Origin of the sequence: Streptomyces sp. NPDC058307 (assembly GCF_042880295.1) — a bacterium.
Lineage (GTDB): Bacteria > Actinomycetota > Actinomycetes > Streptomycetales > Streptomycetaceae > Streptomyces.
Map to the genome: position 1 here is coordinate 18,853 of NZ_JBHVYZ010000064.1, position 16,641 is coordinate 35,493.

Consider the following 16,641-nt stretch of genomic DNA (forward strand, 5'->3'; position numbering starts at 1 on the left):
TCATGGCCCTCCCCCGCCCGCACCGCTTCGACGTGTACATCGCGGCCGGCGGGCTGCTCGGCGGCCTGCTGCTGGTCGGCATGGGCCTGGGCACCCGGCCGTCCAGCGACCCGATCACCCTCTTCGACGGCCCCTGGCCGGTCCTCGTGCCGCTCACCGTGCTGGCCGGCTGCGAGCTGCTGCGCCGGACGGCGCCCCGCACGGCCCTGCTGACCGGCACCGTGGCGATCTGCACCGACCTGGTGACCCAGGGCAATCTGGCCACGATCCTGATGTTCACCGACGTCGTCTACGCGGCCGTCCTCTACGGCCCGCTCGCCTCGGCCCGCCGCATCCAGTGGATCACCGGGCTGCTCACGGTGGCCGGGACGCTGGTGCCGTTCGCGGTGTGGCGGGTGCCGGAGGCGCTGCTGATCGGCGTGGTCGTGGGGGTGGTGGCGTACGGGCCCGCGGCCACCGGGTGGATCGTGCGCGACCACCGTGACGCCGCCGAGGCCGCCCGGCTGCGCGCCGAACAGACCGCGCTGCTCGCCGAGATGGACCGCGCCCAGGCCGTGACCGCCGAACGGGCCCGGATGGCACGGGAGTTGCACGACATGGTGGCGAACCACCTGTCCGCGATCGCCATCCACTCCACGGCCGCGCTGTCCATCGACGAGGCGGCCACCTCCCGGCAGGCGCTGGCCGTCATCAGGGAGAACAGCGTGGCCGGCCTCGCCGAGATGCGGCGGCTGATCGGCATCCTGCGTGATGCCGGCGGCGACACCGAGCCCGCCGCCTCCCCCACCCTGGACGGCCTCACCGCACTGGTCGACGGCGCCCGCGCCAACGGCCTCGACGTGCGGCTCGACACCGACGACCACGGCAGGGTTCCCGCGCCGGTCGAACTCGCCGCCTACCGCATCGTCCAGGAGTCCCTGACCAACGCCCTCAAGCACGCCTGCCCCGGCCGCGTCACCGTCGCCCTCGACCGACACGACGGTCTGCTCGACATCCGGGTGACCAGCCCCTACGGCCACCGGAACGGCCCGCGGGCCCCCGGCTCCGGTGCAGGACTGGCCGGCATGCGGGAGCGGGCCGCGCTGCTCGGCGGCACCTTCCGGGCCGGGCCGCAGGACGCCCTGTGGGTCGTACGCGCCACGCTCCCCGTGCCGGAAGGAGAATCCGCATGATCCGTGTCCTCGTCGCCGAGGACCAGTCCGCCGTACGCGCCGGGCTCGTCCTCATTCTGCGCAGCGCACCCGACATCGAGGTGGTCGGCGAGGCGGCCGACGGTGAGCAGGCGGTGGAGCGCGCCCGGGAGCTGCGACCCGATGTGGTGCTGATGGACATTCAGATGCCGCGCCTGGACGGGGTGTCGGCGACCCGGACGGTCGTGTCGGAGGGGCTCGCCGACGTCCTCGTGCTGACCACGTTCGATCTCGACGAGTACGTGTTCGGGGCACTGCGCGCGGGCGCGTCCGGGTTCCTGCTCAAGAACACCGAGGCCAGGGATCTGCTGGCGGCGGTGCGGACCGTGGCGCGCGGGGAGGGGCTGATCGCGCCCGCCGTCACCCGCCGTCTGATCGCCGAGTTCGCCGCCGGACCCGCGCGGGAGCCGTCCGCCGATCCCGCCATTCTCGACGCCCTCACCCGCAGAGAACGCGAGGTGCTCTCCTGCCTCGGCGAAGGCCTGTCCAACGCGGACATCGCACGGCGCCTCGACATGGCCGAGGCGACGGTGAAGACCCACGTCAGCCGCCTGCTGGGGAAGCTGGAGCTGCGGAGCCGGGTGCAAGCGGCAGTGCTTGCACAGGAGTTGGGCGTCTAGTTGCGTTGTGAACCAGAGTGGTCCAGACCTATTGACCTGTGGTCCAGACCTTTCTATTCTCGCGGCACCGTGGGTGTGAAGGCTCAGTCACGCCCCCAACTCCCCTAGGAGGCGCACGATGCGCTTCAGACACAGAGCCGCGGCAGGACTCGCGACACTGTTGCTCCCCTTCGCCGGTCTGGTCGGCCTCGCGAGCCCCGCCCAGGCCGCGACCTCCGCCACGGCGACCTACGCCAAGCCCCAGGACTGGGGCACCGGATTCGAAGGCAAGTGGACGGTGAAGAACACCGGTACCACCAGCCTCAGTTCCTGGACCGTCGAGTGGGACTTCCCCTCCGGCACGTCCGTCACCTCCGCCTGGGACGCCGACGTCACCTCCGCCGGCACCCACTGGACCGCCAAGAACAAGTCCTGGAACGGCACCCTCGCGCCCGGCGCCTCCGTCTCCTTCGGCTTCAACGGCACCGGCTCCGGCTCCCCGGCCAACTGCAAGCTGAACGGCGGCAGTTGTGACGGCGGCTCCACCCCCGGGGACGCGGCACCGTCCGCTCCCGGCACCCCCACCGCCTCCGGCATCACCAACACCTCGGTGAAGCTGGCCTGGAGCGCCGCCACCGACGACAAGGGCATCAAGAACTACGACGTACTGCGCGACGGTGCCAAGGTGGCCACCGTGACGACGACCTCGTACACGGACACCGGCCTGACCGCCGGCACCGACTACTCCTACACCGTGCAGGCCCGGGACACCGCCGACCAGACCGGACCGGCCAGCGGCGCGGTCGCGGTGCACACCACCGGCGGCACCACCGACCCGCCGCCCACCGGCTCCAAGGTCAAGCTCGGCTACTTCACCGAGTGGGGCGTCTACGGCCGCAACTACCACGTCAAGAACCTGGTGACCTCGGGCTCCGCCTCGAAGATCACCCACATCAACTACGCGTTCGGCAACGTCAAGGACGGCAAGTGCGTCGTCGACGACACCTACGCCGCCTACGACAAGGCGTACACCGCCGACCAGTCGGTCTCCGGCACCGCCGACACCTGGGACCAGCCGCTGCGCGGCAACTTCAACCAGCTGCGTGAGCTCAAGGCCAAGTACCCGAACATCAAGGTGCTGTACTCCTTCGGCGGCTGGACGTACTCCGGCGGCTTCGCGCAGGCCGCGGCCAACCCCGCCGCCTTCGCCGCCTCCTGCAAGTCGGTCATCGAGGACCCGCGCTGGGCGGATGTCTTCGACGGCATCGACATCGACTGGGAGTACCCGAACGCCTGCGGTCTGACCTGCGACACCAGCGGGGCCGCCGCCTTCAAGAACCTGATGGGGGCGCTGCGTTCGGAGTTCGGCCCCAACTACCTGGTCACCGCGGCCATCACCGCCGACGGCACCTCCGGCGGCAAGATCGACGCCGCCGACTACGGCGGCGCCTCCCAGTACGTCGACTGGTACAACGTGATGACGTACGACTACTTCGGTGCCTTCGACGCGGACGGCCCGACCGCCCCGCACTCCCCGCTCACCTCGTACGCCGGCATCCCGACCGCCGGCTTCGACTCCGCCGACGCGATCGCCAAGCTGAAGTCGAAGGGCGTGGCCTCCAACAAGCTGCTGCTCGGCATCGGCTTCTACGGCCGCGGCTGGACCGGTGTCACCCAGGCCGCCCCCGGCGGCTCGGCCACCGGACCCGCGCCCGGCACCTACGAACAGGGCATCGAGGACTACAAGGTCCTCAAGACGTCCTGCCCCACCACCGGCACCATCGCCGGCACGGCGTACGCGTACTGCGGCAACAACTGGTGGTCCTACGACACCCCCGCCACGATCGCCGGCAAGATGACCTGGGCCAAGAACCAGGGCCTGGGCGGCGCGTTCTTCTGGGAGTTCAGCGGCGACACCGGCAACGGAGAGCTGGTGAGCGCCATCAACAGCGGGCTGCAGTAGGGCCGTCAGGCCACGTTCACGCGCTGACCGGGCGGGGCTGCCTCCAGCCACGCGAGGAAACCGGTCAGCGCGTCTTCGCTCATGGCGAGTTCCAGACGCGTGCCCCGGTGCACACAGGTCAGGATCACGGCGTCGGAGAGCAGGGCCATCTCCTCCTCCCCGTCGGGCAGACGACGGCCGGCGACCTCGATCGCGGCCCGTTCCAGGACCCGGCGCGGGCGATAGGCGTAGGAGAAGACGCGGTACCACTCGACGCGGTCGCCGTTGTAGCGGGCGACGCCGTAGCTCCAGCCCTTGCCGCTGATGTCGGTCTTCTCCGGGACGTCCCAGCGCAGGGAACAGTCGAAGGTGCCGCCGGAGCGCTGGATGAGCCTGCGGCGCAGGCCGAAGACGAACAGCCCCAGTACCACCAGGGCCACGACGATTCCGCACACAGTCAGAGCGAGGACCATCGACACCGACCTCCTCGTCTCCTAGGTACCTTCAATAGGTAACGGAACGGAAAAAACATCCAGATCTGCCTCAGCCGCGACCGGCTCCGGATCACTCCGGTGCCGGCCGCGGCTGAGGAACGTCATACGGCTCCGCGCTGGTTCAGCGCGAAGTCGCCGCGCGCAGTCGTACGTCCGCGCGACGCTCGGCGGCGGCGTCGCCCTCCGCCTTCGCGCGCTCCAGCTCCCGCTCCGCGCGCTGGACGTCGATCTCGTCCGACAGCTCGGCGATCTCGGCCAGCAGCGACAGCTTGTTGTCGGCGAACGAGATGAAACCGCCGTGCACCGCGGCGACGACCGTCCCGCCATCGCTCGTACGGATGGTCACCGGGCCCGACTCCAGCACACCGAGCAGCGGCTGGTGACCGGGCATGACGCCGATGTCGCCGGACGTGGTGCGCGCGACGACCAGGGTGGCCTCGCCGGACCAGACCTCTCGGTCGGCCGCGACCAGCGCGACGTGCAGCTCAGCAGCCAAAGTGGCTCCTCGGGTCACCACCCGGCGGTTCTGCCGGGTGTTGGTTACAAGTCTAGTGGGCGTGCGTGAGGGGGCGGGACGTGCCCCGCCCCCTCACGCGTGAACCACAGGGTTCACTTCGAACTCAGGCCGTTCAGGAGACGCCGAGCTCCTTGGCGTTGGCCTTGAGGTCCTCCAGGCCACCGCACATGAAGAACGCCTGCTCCGGGAAGTGGTCGAACTCGCCGTCGCAGATCGCGTTGAACGCGGTGATCGACTCGTCCAGCGGCACGTCCGAGCCGTCCACGCCGGTGAACTGCTTGGCGACGTGGGTGTTCTGGGACAGGAAGCGCTCGACGCGGCGGGCACGCTGGACGACCAGCTTGTCCTCCTCGCTGAGCTCGTCGATGCCGAGGATCGCGATGATGTCCTGGAGGTCCTTGTACTTCTGGAGGATCCCCTTGACACGCATGGCGGTGTTGTAGTGGTCCGCCGTGATGTAGCGCGGGTCCAGGATCCGGGACGTGGAGTCCAGCGGGTCCACGGCCGGGTAGATGCCCTTCTCGGAGATCGGACGGGACAGAACCGTCGTCGCGTCGAGGTGGGCGAAGGTGGTGGCCGGGGCCGGGTCGGTCAGGTCGTCCGCGGGGACGTAGATCGCCTGCATCGAGGTGATCGAGTGACCGCGGGTCGAGGTGATGCGCTCCTGGAGGAGACCCATCTCGTCGGCCAGGTTCGGCTGGTAGCCCACCGCGGAGGGCATGCGGCCGAGCAGGGTCGAGACCTCGGAACCGGCCTGCGTGAAGCGGAAGATGTTGTCGATGAAGAACAGCACGTCCTGCTTCTGCACATCGCGGAAGTACTCCGCCATGGTCAGACCGGCGAGGGCCACGCGCAGACGGGTGCCCGGGGGCTCGTCCATCTGGCCGAAGACCAGCGCGGTCTTGTCGATGACGCCCGAGTCGGACATCTCCTCGATGAGGTCGTTGCCCTCACGGGTGCGCTCACCGACACCGGCGAACACGGAGACACCGTCGTGGTTGTTGGCGACGCGGTAGATCATCTCCTGGATGAGCACCGTCTTGCCGACGCCGGCACCGCCGAACAGACCGATCTTTCCACCCTTGACGTACGGGGTGAGAAGGTCGATGACCTTGACGCCGGTCTCGAACATCTCGGTCTTCGACTCGAGCTCGTCGAAGTTCGGGGCCTTGCGGTGGATGGACCAGCGCTCGCCGTCGTAGGTCTCGTCGCTGTTCAGCACCTCACCGAGGGTGTTGAACACCTTGCCCTTGGTGAAGTCGCCGACCGGGACGGTGATGCCCGTGCCGGTGTCGGTGACGGCGGCCTGGCGGACCAGACCGTCGGTGGGCTGCATCGAGATGGTGCGGACCAGGCCGTCACCCAGGTGCTGGGCGACCTCCAGGGTCAGCGTCTTCTTCTCGCCGGCGAGGGCCGGGTCGGCCACCTCGACGTGAAGGGCGTTGTAGATCTCGGGCATGGCGTCGACGGGGAACTCCACGTCGACGACCGGGCCGATGACCCGGGCGACGCGGCCCGTGGCAACGGCCGTCTCAACTGTCGTCGTCATTACCTGTCACTCCCCGCGGACGCGTCGGCCAGGGCTGCGGAGCCACCGACGATCTCGCTGATTTCCTGGGTGATTTCGGCCTGGCGGGCCGCGTTGGCAAGTCGGGAGAGCGTGGTGATGAGCTCTCCCGCGTTGTCGGTGGCCGACTTCATCGCGCGCCGCGTGGCGGCGTGCTTGGAGGCGGCCGACTGGAGCAGCGCGTTGTAGATACGGCTCTCCACGTAGCGCGGCAGCAGGGCGTCGAGGACGTCCTCCGCCGAGGGCTCGAAGTCGTAGAGCGGGAGGATCTCGCCCTGCGGCTTCGCCTCCTTGGCCACCTCTTCGAGGCTGAGCGGCAGCAGGCGGTCGTCGAGCGCCGTCTGCGTCATCATCGAGACGAACTCGGTGAAGACGATGTGGAGCTCGTCCACTCCGCCCTCGGCCGTGTCCTTCTCGATGGCCTCGATCAGCGGGCCCGCGACCTTCTTGGCGTCCGCGTACGTGGGCTCGTCGGTGAACCCGGTCCACGACTCCGAGATCTTGCGCTCACGGAAGTTGTAGTGGGCGACACCACGGCGGCCGACGACGTAGATGTCGACCTCCTGGCCCTCGCGCTCCAGCCGCTCGGTGAGCCGCTCCGCCTGCTTGATGGCGTTGGAGTTGAAGGCGCCCGCGAGACCGCGGTCGCTCGTCAGGAGCAGCACCGCGGACCGCGTGACCGTCTCGGCCTGCGTGGTCAGCGGGTGCCGCGTGTTCGAGCCGGTGCCGACCGCCGTGACCGCGCGGGTGAGCTCGGTCGCGTAGGGCGTGGAGGCCGCCACCTTGCGCTGCGCCTTGATGACGCGCGAGGCGGCGATCATCTCCATCGCCTTGGTGATCTTCTTGGTCGCGGTGACGGATCGGATGCGACGCTTGTAGACCCGGAGCTGGGCTCCCATGAGTCAGGTCCCTTCCTTACGTCACTTGGCCGTGGCCGGGGCGTCCTCGCCGAGAAGCCTGCCGTCCGAGGTCTCGAACTGCTTCTTGAAGTCGGCGATCGCGTCGGCAACAGCGGTGAGGGTGTCGTCCGACATCTTGCCGCCCTCCTTGATGGAGGTCATGAGGCCCTGCTCCTTGCGGTGCAGGTACTCCAGGAGCTCCTTCTCGAAGCGGCGGATGTCGTTGACCGGGACGTCGTCCATCTTGCCGGTGGTGCCGGCCCAGACGGAGACGACCTGGTCCTCGGTCGCCATCGGCTGGTACTGGGCCTGCTTCAGCAGCTCGACCATGCGCTGGCCGCGCTCCAGCTGCGCCTTCGACGCGGCGTCCAGGTCGGAACCGAAGGCGGCGAACGCCTCCAGCTCACGGAACTGGGCGAGGTCCACGCGCAGACGACCGGAGACCTGCTTCATCGCCTTGTGCTGCGCGGAACCACCGACTCGGGAGACGGAGATACCGACGTTCAGCGCGGGGCGCTGACCGGCGTTGAACAGGTCCGACTCCAGGAAGCACTGGCCGTCGGTGATGGAGATGACGTTGGTCGGGATGAACGCCGAGACGTCGTTGGCCTTGGTCTCGACGATCGGCAGACCGGTCATCGAGCCGGCGCCCATGTCGTCGGAGAGCTTGGCGCAGCGCTCCAGCAGACGGGAGTGCAGGTAGAAGACGTCACCCGGGTAGGCCTCACGCCCCGGCGGGCGGCGCAGCAGCAGGGACACGGCGCGGTAGGCGTCGGCCTGCTTCGAGAGGTCGTCGAAGATGATGAGGACGTGCTTGCCCTCGTACATCCACTGCTGGCCGATGGCCGAACCGGTGTACGGCGCCAGGTACTTGAAGCCGGCCGGGTCGGACGCCGGGGCGGCGACGATGGTCGTGTACTCCAGCGCGCCGGCCTCTTCGAGGGCGCCACGCACGGAGGCGATGGTCGAGCCCTTCTGGCCGATGGCGACGTAGACGCAGCGGACCTGCTTCTTCGGGTCGCCGGAGCGCCAGTTGTCACGCTGGTTGATGATCGTGTCGACGGCCAGGGCGGTCTTGCCGGTCTGACGGTCACCGATGATCAGCTGACGCTGGCCACGGCCGATCGGGGTCATCGCGTCGACGGCCTTGTAGCCGGTCTCCATCGGCTCGTGCACCGACTTACGGGCCATGACGCCCGGAGCCTGCAGCTCGAGGGCGCGACGGCCGCTGGTCTCGATCTCGCCGAGGCCGTCGATGGGGGCACCGAGCGGGTCGACGACGCGGCCGAGGTAGCCCTCGCCGACGGCCACGGAGAGGACCTCGCCGGTACGGGTGACCGGCTGCCCCTCCTCGACGCCGCTGAACTCACCGAGGATGACGCAGCCGATCTCGCGCTCTTCCAGGTTCAGCGCGAGGCCGAGGGTGCCGTCCTCGAACTTCAGCAGTTCGTTGGCCATGGCCGAGGGCAGACCCTCGACCTTCGCGATGCCGTCGCCGGCAAGGGTGACCGTACCGACCTCCTCGCGCGAGGCCGCGTCCGGCTTGTACGACTGGACGAAGTTCTCCAGCGCGTCCCGGATCTCCTCCGGCCGGATCGTGAGCTCCGCCATCTGGGTTCCCTGCTCTCCTTGTTGGGCCCGAAGTTTCACTTTGGGGGTCTGGGGGCGACCCCCAGGATTCTTCATGTACGGCCCAACCAGGGCCGTCGTCCGTACGTACTGCTGTGAAGTTGCTGCTAGCCCGCCAGGCGGCGGCCGGCGTCCTCGATGCGGTCCGCGATCGAGCCGTTGATGACCTCGTCGCCGACCTGCACCCGGATCCCGCCGAGGACCTCGGGGTCCACGTCGAGGTTGAGGTGCATCGGGCGGCCGTAGAGCTTCGCCAGGGCACCGCCCAGGCGCTGCTTCTGCTGGTCGCTCAGCGGGACCGCCGAGGTGACGACGGCCACCATGCGGTCGCGGCTCTCGGCGGCGAGCTTGGACAGGGACTCCAGTCCCGACTCCAGGCTACGTCCCCGGGGCGCGGCCACGAGGCGCGTCACCAGACGCTCGGTCACGGCGTCGGCGCGGCCGCCGAGCAGGCTGCGGAGCAGCTCGCCCTTGGCCGTGGCCGACGCGGACCGGTTGGTCAGCGCGGCACGCAGCTCGGTGGTGGAGGCGACGATCCGGCCGAACCGGAACAGCTCGTCCTCGACGTTGTCGAGCCTGCCCCGCCGCTGGGCGGCGGTGAGGTCGGCGACGGCGGCCAGCTGCTCCAGGGCGTCCACCAGGTCGCGCGACTGCGACCAGCGCGAGCGCACCATGCCGGACACCAGGTCCACGGCGGGGCCGCCGACCTGGGTGCCGATCAGGCGCTGGGCCAGTTCGGCCTTGGCCTCGCCGGGCTGCGCCGGGTCGGTCAGGACCCGACGCAGTGACACCTCGCGGTGGAGCAGCGCGGTGACGGCGGCCAGCTCGTCGGCGAGCGAGCCGGCGTCCACGGACGTGTTGTCCGTCAGCGCGTCGAGACGCTCGCGTGCGGCTGCCAGGGCCTCGCGGCTCGCTCCGTTCATCGCGCGGCCTCGGCCTTCTCCTCGAGGTCGTCGAGGAAGCGGTCGATGACGCGGCTCTGCCGGGCGTGGTCCTCGAGGGACTCGCCGACGAGCTTGCCGGCCAGGTCGGTGGCGAGCTTGCCCACGTCCTGGCGCAGCGCGGACGCGGCGGCCTTGCGGTCGGCCTCGATCTGCGCGTGACCGGCGGCGACGATCTCCTCGCGCTGCCGCTGGCCTTCCGCGCGCATCTCGGCGATGAGCGTGGCACCCTGCTCCTGAGCCTCCTGGCGCAGGCGCGCGGCCTCGTGGCGGGCCTCGGCAAGCTGTGCCTTGTACTGCTCAAGGACGCTCTGGGCCTCGGTCTGCGCGGCCTCGGCCTTCTCGATACCGCCCTCGATGGCCTCGCGGCGCTCTTCCAGAACCTTGTTGATGTTCGGGAGGAGCTTCTTGGCGAGGAAGCCGAAGACGATGACGAAGGCGATCAGGCCGATGACAAGCTCAGGGATCGGCGGGACGAGGGGGTTTTCCTTCGCCTCGGCCGCCAGAATGAGCATCTGGCTCATGTCAGTGCCTTTCGTCTAGTGGGCTGTCGATGAACGGCAGATCACTGGCCGTAGACGAACGGCATGACCAGACCGATGAGGGCGAGCGCCTCACAGAAGGCGAAGCCGAGGATCTGGTTGGCACGGATCAGGCCGGCAGCTTCGGGCTGACGGGCAAGAGCCTGGGTGCCGTTACCGAAGATGATGCCGACGCCGACGCCGGGACCGATGGCGGCGAGGCCGTAGCCGATCGAGCCGAGCGAACCGGAGACGGCAGCGAGGGTCTCAGTGGCAGCCATGCTGATTCTTCCTTATCTGTACGGACCGGCGGGGGTTGGCCGCCGGACACCAAGGGGGGTTCGGGAGGCGGTGCTCAGTGGTGCTCGGCGAGCGCGCCCTGGATGAAGGTGCAGGTCAGCAGCACGAACACATACGCCTGCAGGGCCTGGATGAAGAGCTCGAAGGCCGTCATCACGATGACCATGATGAAAGAGACACCCGCGTAGGCGATCCCGATGCCGTTGAGCAGGTACCAGCTGGCGATCGTGAAAAGCAGCAGCAGGGTGTGGCCCGCGAACATGTTCGCGAAGAGTCGCACGGCGTGGGTGAACGGCCGGACGAGCAGGTTCGAGAAGAACTCGATCGTCATGGCCAGCGGGAGAACCGGGCCGAGCGACTTGTCGTAGCCGGTGAAGTTCTTGAAGGCGCCGACGAATCCGTGCCGCTTGAACGTCAGCGATACCCAGAGGATGTACACGATCGCCGCGAGGACGATCGGGTACGCGATGATCGACGTCACCGGGAACTGGGCGACCGGGACGATCGACCAGAGGTTCATCATCCAGATGAAGAAGAAGAGCGAGACGACCAGCGGTACGTACTTCTCGCCTTCCTTCTTTCCGATGGTCTCGTAGACGACTCCGCGGCGGATGAAGTCGTAGCCGGACTCGGCGACCATCTGCAGCTTGCCGGGGACGACCTTCGGCTTACGGAAGGCGGCCCAGAAGAAGCCGACAACGATGACCGAGCCGATCAGCGCCAGCAGCATCGGCTTGTTGAAGTACACGTTGCTGTCGCCGTCCCCCAGAAGGGGCTCGAACAGGAACGAGTGCAGGCCGGGTGCCGGGAAGCCACAACCGTCGAAGATGTGGCAATCGGTCTCGAAGGCGAGCACCTGCGTCGGGTCAGCACTCACCGCGGGCTCCTTCAGCGTGGCGCATAGGTACGGCAACCTCGTTGTGTCGGCGCGGCGCGCAGCCGCGGTTCGGCACTGGACTGGTGTTACGGATGTGGGGGCGGCCGGGGGGCATCGAGCCTCGCGTTCGAGCAGGCGTCAGCTCGGATGCCCGCGCCCGCGATGCCGCAGTTGGCACCGGACGATAGCAGGGTCTCTCAGTCGCATTTATCCCGGCCCTACCTCTCACGACGAGTGCCCCGTTTTTTCGGGCTTGGTGCCCGAATCGGGTTCGACGTAGAGGATCTTGGACTTCATGTGGGCGCGTGTCTGTGCGGCGATCCAGGTGAGGGTGCCGGCGACTAGCGTGAGAGCGAAAGCCTTGGGGTGGAACAGCGTGGTGTTCTTGAACACCGCGACGAAGACGAACAGCAGCAGGATCTGAGCCGTGTAGAGCATCAGGCCCATCGCCTGGAAGAGGTGCGGAAGCGATTTGGCAGTGCGCTGCAGGATGTAGAGACCGATTCCCATGAAGAGGATCACGATCAGCGTCGCCACTCCCGCCCCGACCGCACCCTTGCCACCGGCGACCACACCACTGACGACGGCGGCGACCGCGCCGACGGCAGCCGTGGGCACGGCGGCCTGAGCCAGGATCCGGACGTCGTTGGACGGCATGGCGGCAACTCCGCTTTCAAAGGGGGGCAGGTGTCGTCATGGACGAGCGTAGTCCCGGGCTGAGGGTGACCCTCACGCCGGTGGACCGTCGCACTCACGGTCCTTCGGCTCCGCCCTGGGTTCTCGTGAACCGTATCACAAACTATTTGATGCGGTCTTTACCTAGAAGGTGTGCCCACTGTCACACATGAGAGTGAAGCTGCGCGTCTGTGCGGAAACCAGGCCGAGTTGTCTGGTATAAGGGCGATTTGTCGCCCCGCAGAACTCCCACGCGTTGGCAATGCTTTAGTCAGATTCTTACCTTGGGCGTCAGCGCGAGGTGTCCGCCGTACGCCTCTCCGGGACGTGCTGACGGGCGCTCAGCGCGGTCGCGCCGTTGACACCCGCCACCCCCACGGTCACCGGGGCGCGCTGCTCCACCTCCACGTCCACCGGCTCCGCGGCCACGGCACGCCTGCGGCGGCGGTAGCGCGGCGGCACGACGGCCTGGGCCCACACCGGGACGCGCGGGGTGAAGCGCGGCAGCAGGAGCAGGACGAGCCCGATCGCGCTGAGGAACACGACACCGAGCACGATCCACATGGACGCGGAGTTCACCGAGTAGGCGAGCGAGCCGAACGCGATCAGCGCCGACCAGAAGTACATGATCCACACCGCCCGGCTGTGCGAGTGCCCGATCTCCAGGAGCCGGTGGTGCAGGTGACCGCGGTCGGCGGCGAACGGCGACTGGCCGCGCCAGGTGCGCCGCACGATCGCGGAGATCAGGTCGGCGGCCGGCACCGCAATGATGCTCAGCGGCAGCAGCAGCGGGATGTAGACGGGGACCGTCTGGTGCACGGCCGCCTTCTCGGACCCGGCGAACAGCTTCAGCGCGTCCGGGTCGATCTGCCCGGTGATGGAGATCGCGCCCGCGGCCAGCACCAGGCCGATGAGCATCGAGCCGGAGTCGCCCATGAAGATGCGCGCGGGATGCATGTTGTGCGGCAGGAAGCCCAGGCACATGCCCATCAGGATCGCCGCGAACAGCGTCGCCGGGGCGGCCGCCTCGATGCCGTACGAGTACCAGATCCGGTAGGCGTACAGGAAGAACGCCGCCGCCGCGATGCAGACCATGCCGGCCGCGAGACCGTCGAGGCCGTCGACGAAGTTCACCGCGTTGATGGTGATGACGACGAGCGCGACCGTCAGCAGGGTGCCCTGCCACTGGGTCAGCGCGACCGAGCCGACACTGGGGATGGGCAGCCACAGGATCGTCAGACCCTGCATGACCATCACGCCGGCGGCGATCATCTGGCCGCCCAGCTTGATCAGGGCGTCGATCTCGAACTTGTCGTCCAGGACGCCGATCAGCCAGATCAGGGCCGCCCCGGAGAGCAGGGCGCGCGGTTCGTTCGACTTCTCGAAGACCTCGCTGAGGTTGGTCAGATGGTCGGCGACCAGCAGGCCCGCGCACAGTCCGAAGAACATGGCGATACCGCCGAGCCGCGGAGTCGGTTCCCGGTGCACGTCACGGGCCCGGATCTCCGGCATCGCTCCGGCCACGATCGCGAACTTCCGTACCGGCCCTGTCAGCAGATACGTCACCGCGGCCGTGATGCAGAGCGTCAGCAGGTATTCACGCACAGGCTTCCCCACAGGTCTCGCTGGCCATCTCAGCCCCACACCCTAGCGACGCACGCATATGGTTGTGGACTTCCGGGTAGGGCTGATGGTTGCACGTGCGGCTGTGCACGCAGGTGCGAATACCCTCGCTCAGGCCGGATACGGCGGAAATCCGCCGACCAGATCCCGCACTTCTTCACGAGCCCCGGCGCTCTCCACCTCACCGCGCACCACCCTCCCGAGCAGGGCGGCGATCCTCGCCATCTCCTTCTCGGCCATGCCCTGGGTGGTCACGGCGGCGGTCCCCAGGCGCAGTCCACGGGAGTTGGTGTGCGGCAGCGCACAGCAGTCGAGCACCATCCCCGCGGCCGCGAGCCGTCCCCGCGCCGTGCGCCCGTCGACGCCGAGCGGCGCCGGATCGGCCGTCACGAGGTGAGTGTCGGTCCCGCCGGTGGTGACGACGAGCCCCTCGTCGGCCAGCCCGGCGGCGAGCACCCTCGCGTTGACGACCACCTGATGGGCGTACGCGGAGAACGCCGGTGTCGCCGCCTCGCCGAACGCGACCGCCTTCGCGGCGATGGTGTGCATCTGCGCGCCGCTCTGCGTGAACGGGAAGACGGCCCGGTCGACCCGCTCGGCCAGTTCACCGCCGCACAGGATCATTCCGCCGCGGGGGCCGCGCAGCACCTTGTGCGTGGTGGCGCAGACGATGTCGGCGTACGGCACGGGACTGGGCGCCGCTCCCCCGGCGACGAGCCCGATGGGGTGGGCGGCGTCGGCGATGAGATAGGCGCCCACCTCGTCGGCGACCTCGCGGAAGAAGGCGTAGTCGATGTGCCGGGGATAGGCGATGGAGCCGCACACGATCGCCTTGGGCCGATGGGTGCGGGCCAGTGTCCGGACCTGCTCGTGGTCGATGAGCCCGGTCTCGGCGTCGACGCCGTAGGGGACGAAGTCGAACCAGCGGCCGGAGAAGTTGGCGGGCGAGCCGTGCGTGAGGTGGCCGCCGTAGGGCAGGCCGAGGGCGAGGACGGTGTCACCGGGGCGCAGGAGCGCGGCGTAGGCGGCCAGGACCGCCGAAGAGCCGGAGTGGGCCTGCACGTTGGCGTGCTCGGCGCCGAACAGGGCCTTCGCCCGGTCCACGGCGAGCCGCTCGGCGACGTCGACGATCTCGCAGCCGCCGTGGTGCCGGGAGCCCGGATAGCCCTCGGCGTACTTGTTGGCCAGCGACGAGCCCAGCGCGGCCAGCACGGCGGGCGAGCAGAAGTTCTCGGCGGCGATGAGCTGAAGCGCCGACGACTGCCGGTAGAGCTCCCCGAGCAGGATCTCGGCCAGCTCGGGGTCCTGCCGCGCGAGGACGTCTGCGGTCTGGGGCGCATGGGTGACCGACATGGTGGACTCCGGGGCGTCGACGGTGACGTACGTCCAATGTAGGCCCGGTGCCCGTGGGGTGCCCCGTCGTTACGCCCTTGCGGGTCACCGGCTTCGAGCCGCTGCGTCGGACTCCGTCCGCCGGCTCGGGTCCCGCCCCGCCCCGCGTCACGTGCGCGCGGGAACTCCCGTCAGCGCCGTGACCACCGGATCCAGCGCCTCGTGTATTTCGTCCCCGATCGAGCGGAAGAAGGGCAGCGGTGCTCCATACGGGTCGAAGACCTCGTCGGCCTCGGCGGTCGGGGCCAGGAGCCACCCGCGTAGCGCCGCCGCGGCGCGGACCAGGGCGCGGGCGCGGATCACCAGGCCCTCCTCCAGGGGCGGCAGGGTCGCCGTGTCGATCGCCTTCACCAGACGGGTGAACTCCTTCAGCGTGAAGGTGCGCAGGCCCGCCGAGTGGCCCATGGAGATCACCTGCTGGCGGTGGTCGCGGGTGGCGGTCAGGACCAGGTCGGCCATGATCACGTGCTCGTCGAGGAGCTCGCGCCCGGTGAAGCCGGAGGCGTCCGCACCGAACTCGGCCAGTACCGCCTCCGCGTTGGCCTCCATGGGCGCGCCCTCGTGGCCCCAGGTCCCCGCGCTCTCCACGACCAGGCCGCCCCACAGCGGGTCGCCCAGCCGGTCCGCCAGGGCATGCCGGGTCAGCCGCTCGGTGATCGGCGAGCGGCACACGTTGCCGGTGCTGACGTGGAGGATGCGGAAGCTGTCACGCGGGAGCCCTGTGAAGGTGCGCGTCTCTTCCCCGTCCCATATGCCACGCCCCGCGTCAGGGGCCGTCAATTCGCCACCTCGAGGTCGGGTACGACCTTCCTGAGCTCGTCCGCGGAGATCGCGCCCGCGCGCAGCAGCAGGGGCACCTCGCGGGTGACGTCGACGATCGAGGAGGGGACGTTGCCGGGGGTCGGGCCGCCGTCGAGGTAGACGGAGACCGAGTCGCCGAGCATCTCCTGCGCGGCGTCGCAGGTCTCCGGCGACGGGTGACCGGTCAGGTTGGCGGAGGAGACCGCCATGGGGCCGACCTCGGTCAGCAGCTCGATGGCGACCGGGTGCAGCGGCATCCGGACGGCCACCGTGCCCCTCGTGTCACCCAGGTCCCACTGCAGGGACGGCTGGTGCCTGGCGACGAGCGTGAGCGCGCCCGGCCAGAAGGCGTCGACGAGTTCCCAGGCCAGCTCGGAGAAGTCGGTGACGAGACCGTGGAGGGTGTTCGGGGAGCCGATCAGCACGGGGGTGGGCATGTTGCGGCCCCGGCCCTTGGCCTCCAGGAGGTCGGAGACGGCCTCGGAGGAGAACGCGTCGGCGCCGATGCCGTACACCGTGTCGGTCGGCAGGACCACGAGCTCGCCACGGCGGACGGCGGACGCGGCTTCGCGCAGACCGGTCGTGCGGTCGGTCGCGTCGTTGGTGTCGTATCGCCGTGCCATATCTAGCGGGCCTCCTCGTACACGTACTGCTCTGGAGTCTTGGGGGTGTGG

Annotated in this window: 17 protein-coding genes; 3 read left to right on the forward strand and 14 right to left on the reverse strand. The window is 69.1% G+C overall.

Features of this window, described 5'->3' with window-relative positions:
* Positions 1 to 2: 2 nt before the first annotated feature.
* The 3 genes from ACFVYN_RS33330 to ACFVYN_RS33340 all read left to right on the forward strand — a co-directional run bounded on the left by ACFVYN_RS33330 (position 3) and on the right by ACFVYN_RS33340 (position 3,752).
* Entirely contained in the window at positions 3 to 1,172 is a 1,170-nt protein-coding gene (locus ACFVYN_RS33330; RefSeq protein WP_390005510.1) for a sensor histidine kinase, read from the forward strand.
* Positions 1,169 to 1,810: a response regulator gene (locus tag ACFVYN_RS33335; RefSeq protein WP_390005513.1), complete on the forward strand. Its 642-nt coding sequence runs from the start codon at positions 1,169 to 1,171 to the stop codon at positions 1,808 to 1,810. Before ACFVYN_RS33330 ends, ACFVYN_RS33335 begins: the two co-directional genes overlap by 4 nt.
* Positions 1,811 to 1,928: 118 nt before the next feature.
* Entirely contained in the window at positions 1,929 to 3,752 is a 1,824-nt protein-coding gene (locus tag ACFVYN_RS33340) for a glycosyl hydrolase family 18 protein (RefSeq protein ID WP_390005516.1), read from the forward strand.
* 5 nt (positions 3,753 to 3,757) lie between these two features.
* Here the strand turns inward: ACFVYN_RS33340 and ACFVYN_RS33345 are convergent, their stop codons facing one another.
* The 14 genes from ACFVYN_RS33345 to ACFVYN_RS33410 all read right to left on the reverse strand — a co-directional run bounded on the left by ACFVYN_RS33345 (position 3,758) and on the right by ACFVYN_RS33410 (position 16,590).
* On the reverse strand, positions 3,758 to 4,204 hold the full coding sequence (locus ACFVYN_RS33345; protein WP_390005519.1) for a DUF2550 domain-containing protein: 447 nt from the start codon (positions 4,202 to 4,204) through the stop codon (positions 3,758 to 3,760).
* A 142-nt stretch (positions 4,205 to 4,346) separates the two neighbouring features.
* Positions 4,347 to 4,721 (reverse strand): F0F1 ATP synthase subunit epsilon, encoded by a 375-nt coding sequence (locus tag ACFVYN_RS33350; RefSeq protein ID WP_037721615.1) that lies wholly within the window; start codon positions 4,719 to 4,721, stop codon positions 4,347 to 4,349.
* 133 nt (positions 4,722 to 4,854) lie between these two features.
* Complete coding sequence (gene atpD, locus ACFVYN_RS33355) at positions 4,855 to 6,291, reverse strand: F0F1 ATP synthase subunit beta (RefSeq protein ID WP_352391230.1); 1,437 nt, start codon at positions 6,289 to 6,291, stop codon at positions 4,855 to 4,857.
* The gene (locus tag ACFVYN_RS33360; RefSeq protein WP_306976287.1) at positions 6,291 to 7,208 is read right to left on the reverse strand and encodes a F0F1 ATP synthase subunit gamma; all 918 of its coding nucleotides are present in this window, start codon (positions 7,206 to 7,208) and stop codon (positions 6,291 to 6,293) included. Before ACFVYN_RS33360 ends, atpD begins: the two co-directional genes overlap by 1 nt.
* A 21-nt stretch (positions 7,209 to 7,229) precedes the next feature.
* Positions 7,230 to 8,819 carry a F0F1 ATP synthase subunit alpha gene (gene atpA / locus ACFVYN_RS33365; protein WP_390005523.1) on the reverse strand — a complete coding sequence of 530 codons (1,590 nt, stop codon included), beginning with the start codon at positions 8,817 to 8,819 and terminating at the stop codon, positions 7,230 to 7,232.
* A 125-nt stretch (positions 8,820 to 8,944) separates the two neighbouring features.
* Positions 8,945 to 9,760: a F0F1 ATP synthase subunit delta gene (locus ACFVYN_RS33370; RefSeq protein ID WP_390005525.1), complete on the reverse strand. Its 816-nt coding sequence runs from the start codon at positions 9,758 to 9,760 to the stop codon at positions 8,945 to 8,947.
* Positions 9,757 to 10,302 carry a F0F1 ATP synthase subunit B gene (locus tag ACFVYN_RS33375; protein ID WP_390005528.1) on the reverse strand — a complete coding sequence of 182 codons (546 nt, stop codon included), beginning with the start codon at positions 10,300 to 10,302 and terminating at the stop codon, positions 9,757 to 9,759. Before ACFVYN_RS33375 ends, ACFVYN_RS33370 begins: the two co-directional genes overlap by 4 nt.
* A gap of 41 nt (positions 10,303 to 10,343) precedes the next feature.
* Positions 10,344 to 10,580, reverse strand: a complete 237-nt coding sequence (locus ACFVYN_RS33380; protein ID WP_033285402.1) for an ATP synthase subunit C — start codon at positions 10,578 to 10,580, stop codon at positions 10,344 to 10,346.
* Between the two features lie 74 nt (positions 10,581 to 10,654).
* A complete protein-coding gene (atpB, locus tag ACFVYN_RS33385; RefSeq protein WP_079141321.1) occupies positions 10,655 to 11,491 on the reverse strand; it encodes a F0F1 ATP synthase subunit A in 837 nt (278 codons plus the stop codon).
* A gap of 210 nt (positions 11,492 to 11,701) precedes the next feature.
* On the reverse strand, positions 11,702 to 12,133 hold the full coding sequence (locus ACFVYN_RS33390; protein ID WP_390005530.1) for a hypothetical protein: 432 nt from the start codon (positions 12,131 to 12,133) through the stop codon (positions 11,702 to 11,704).
* 309 nt (positions 12,134 to 12,442) lie between these two features.
* A complete protein-coding gene (locus ACFVYN_RS33395; RefSeq protein WP_390005533.1) occupies positions 12,443 to 13,756 on the reverse strand; it encodes an MraY family glycosyltransferase in 1,314 nt (437 codons plus the stop codon).
* A gap of 129 nt (positions 13,757 to 13,885) precedes the next feature.
* A complete protein-coding gene (glyA, locus tag ACFVYN_RS33400; protein WP_390005536.1) occupies positions 13,886 to 15,127 on the reverse strand; it encodes a serine hydroxymethyltransferase in 1,242 nt (413 codons plus the stop codon).
* A gap of 147 nt (positions 15,128 to 15,274) precedes the next feature.
* A complete protein-coding gene (locus ACFVYN_RS33405) occupies positions 15,275 to 15,946 on the reverse strand; it encodes a protein-tyrosine-phosphatase (protein WP_352391221.1) in 672 nt (223 codons plus the stop codon).
* Positions 15,943 to 16,590 carry an L-threonylcarbamoyladenylate synthase gene (locus ACFVYN_RS33410; RefSeq protein ID WP_352391220.1) on the reverse strand — a complete coding sequence of 216 codons (648 nt, stop codon included), beginning with the start codon at positions 16,588 to 16,590 and terminating at the stop codon, positions 15,943 to 15,945. The genes ACFVYN_RS33405 and ACFVYN_RS33410 overlap by 4 nt, the downstream gene beginning before the upstream one ends.
* Positions 16,591 to 16,641: the final 51 nt, after the last annotated feature.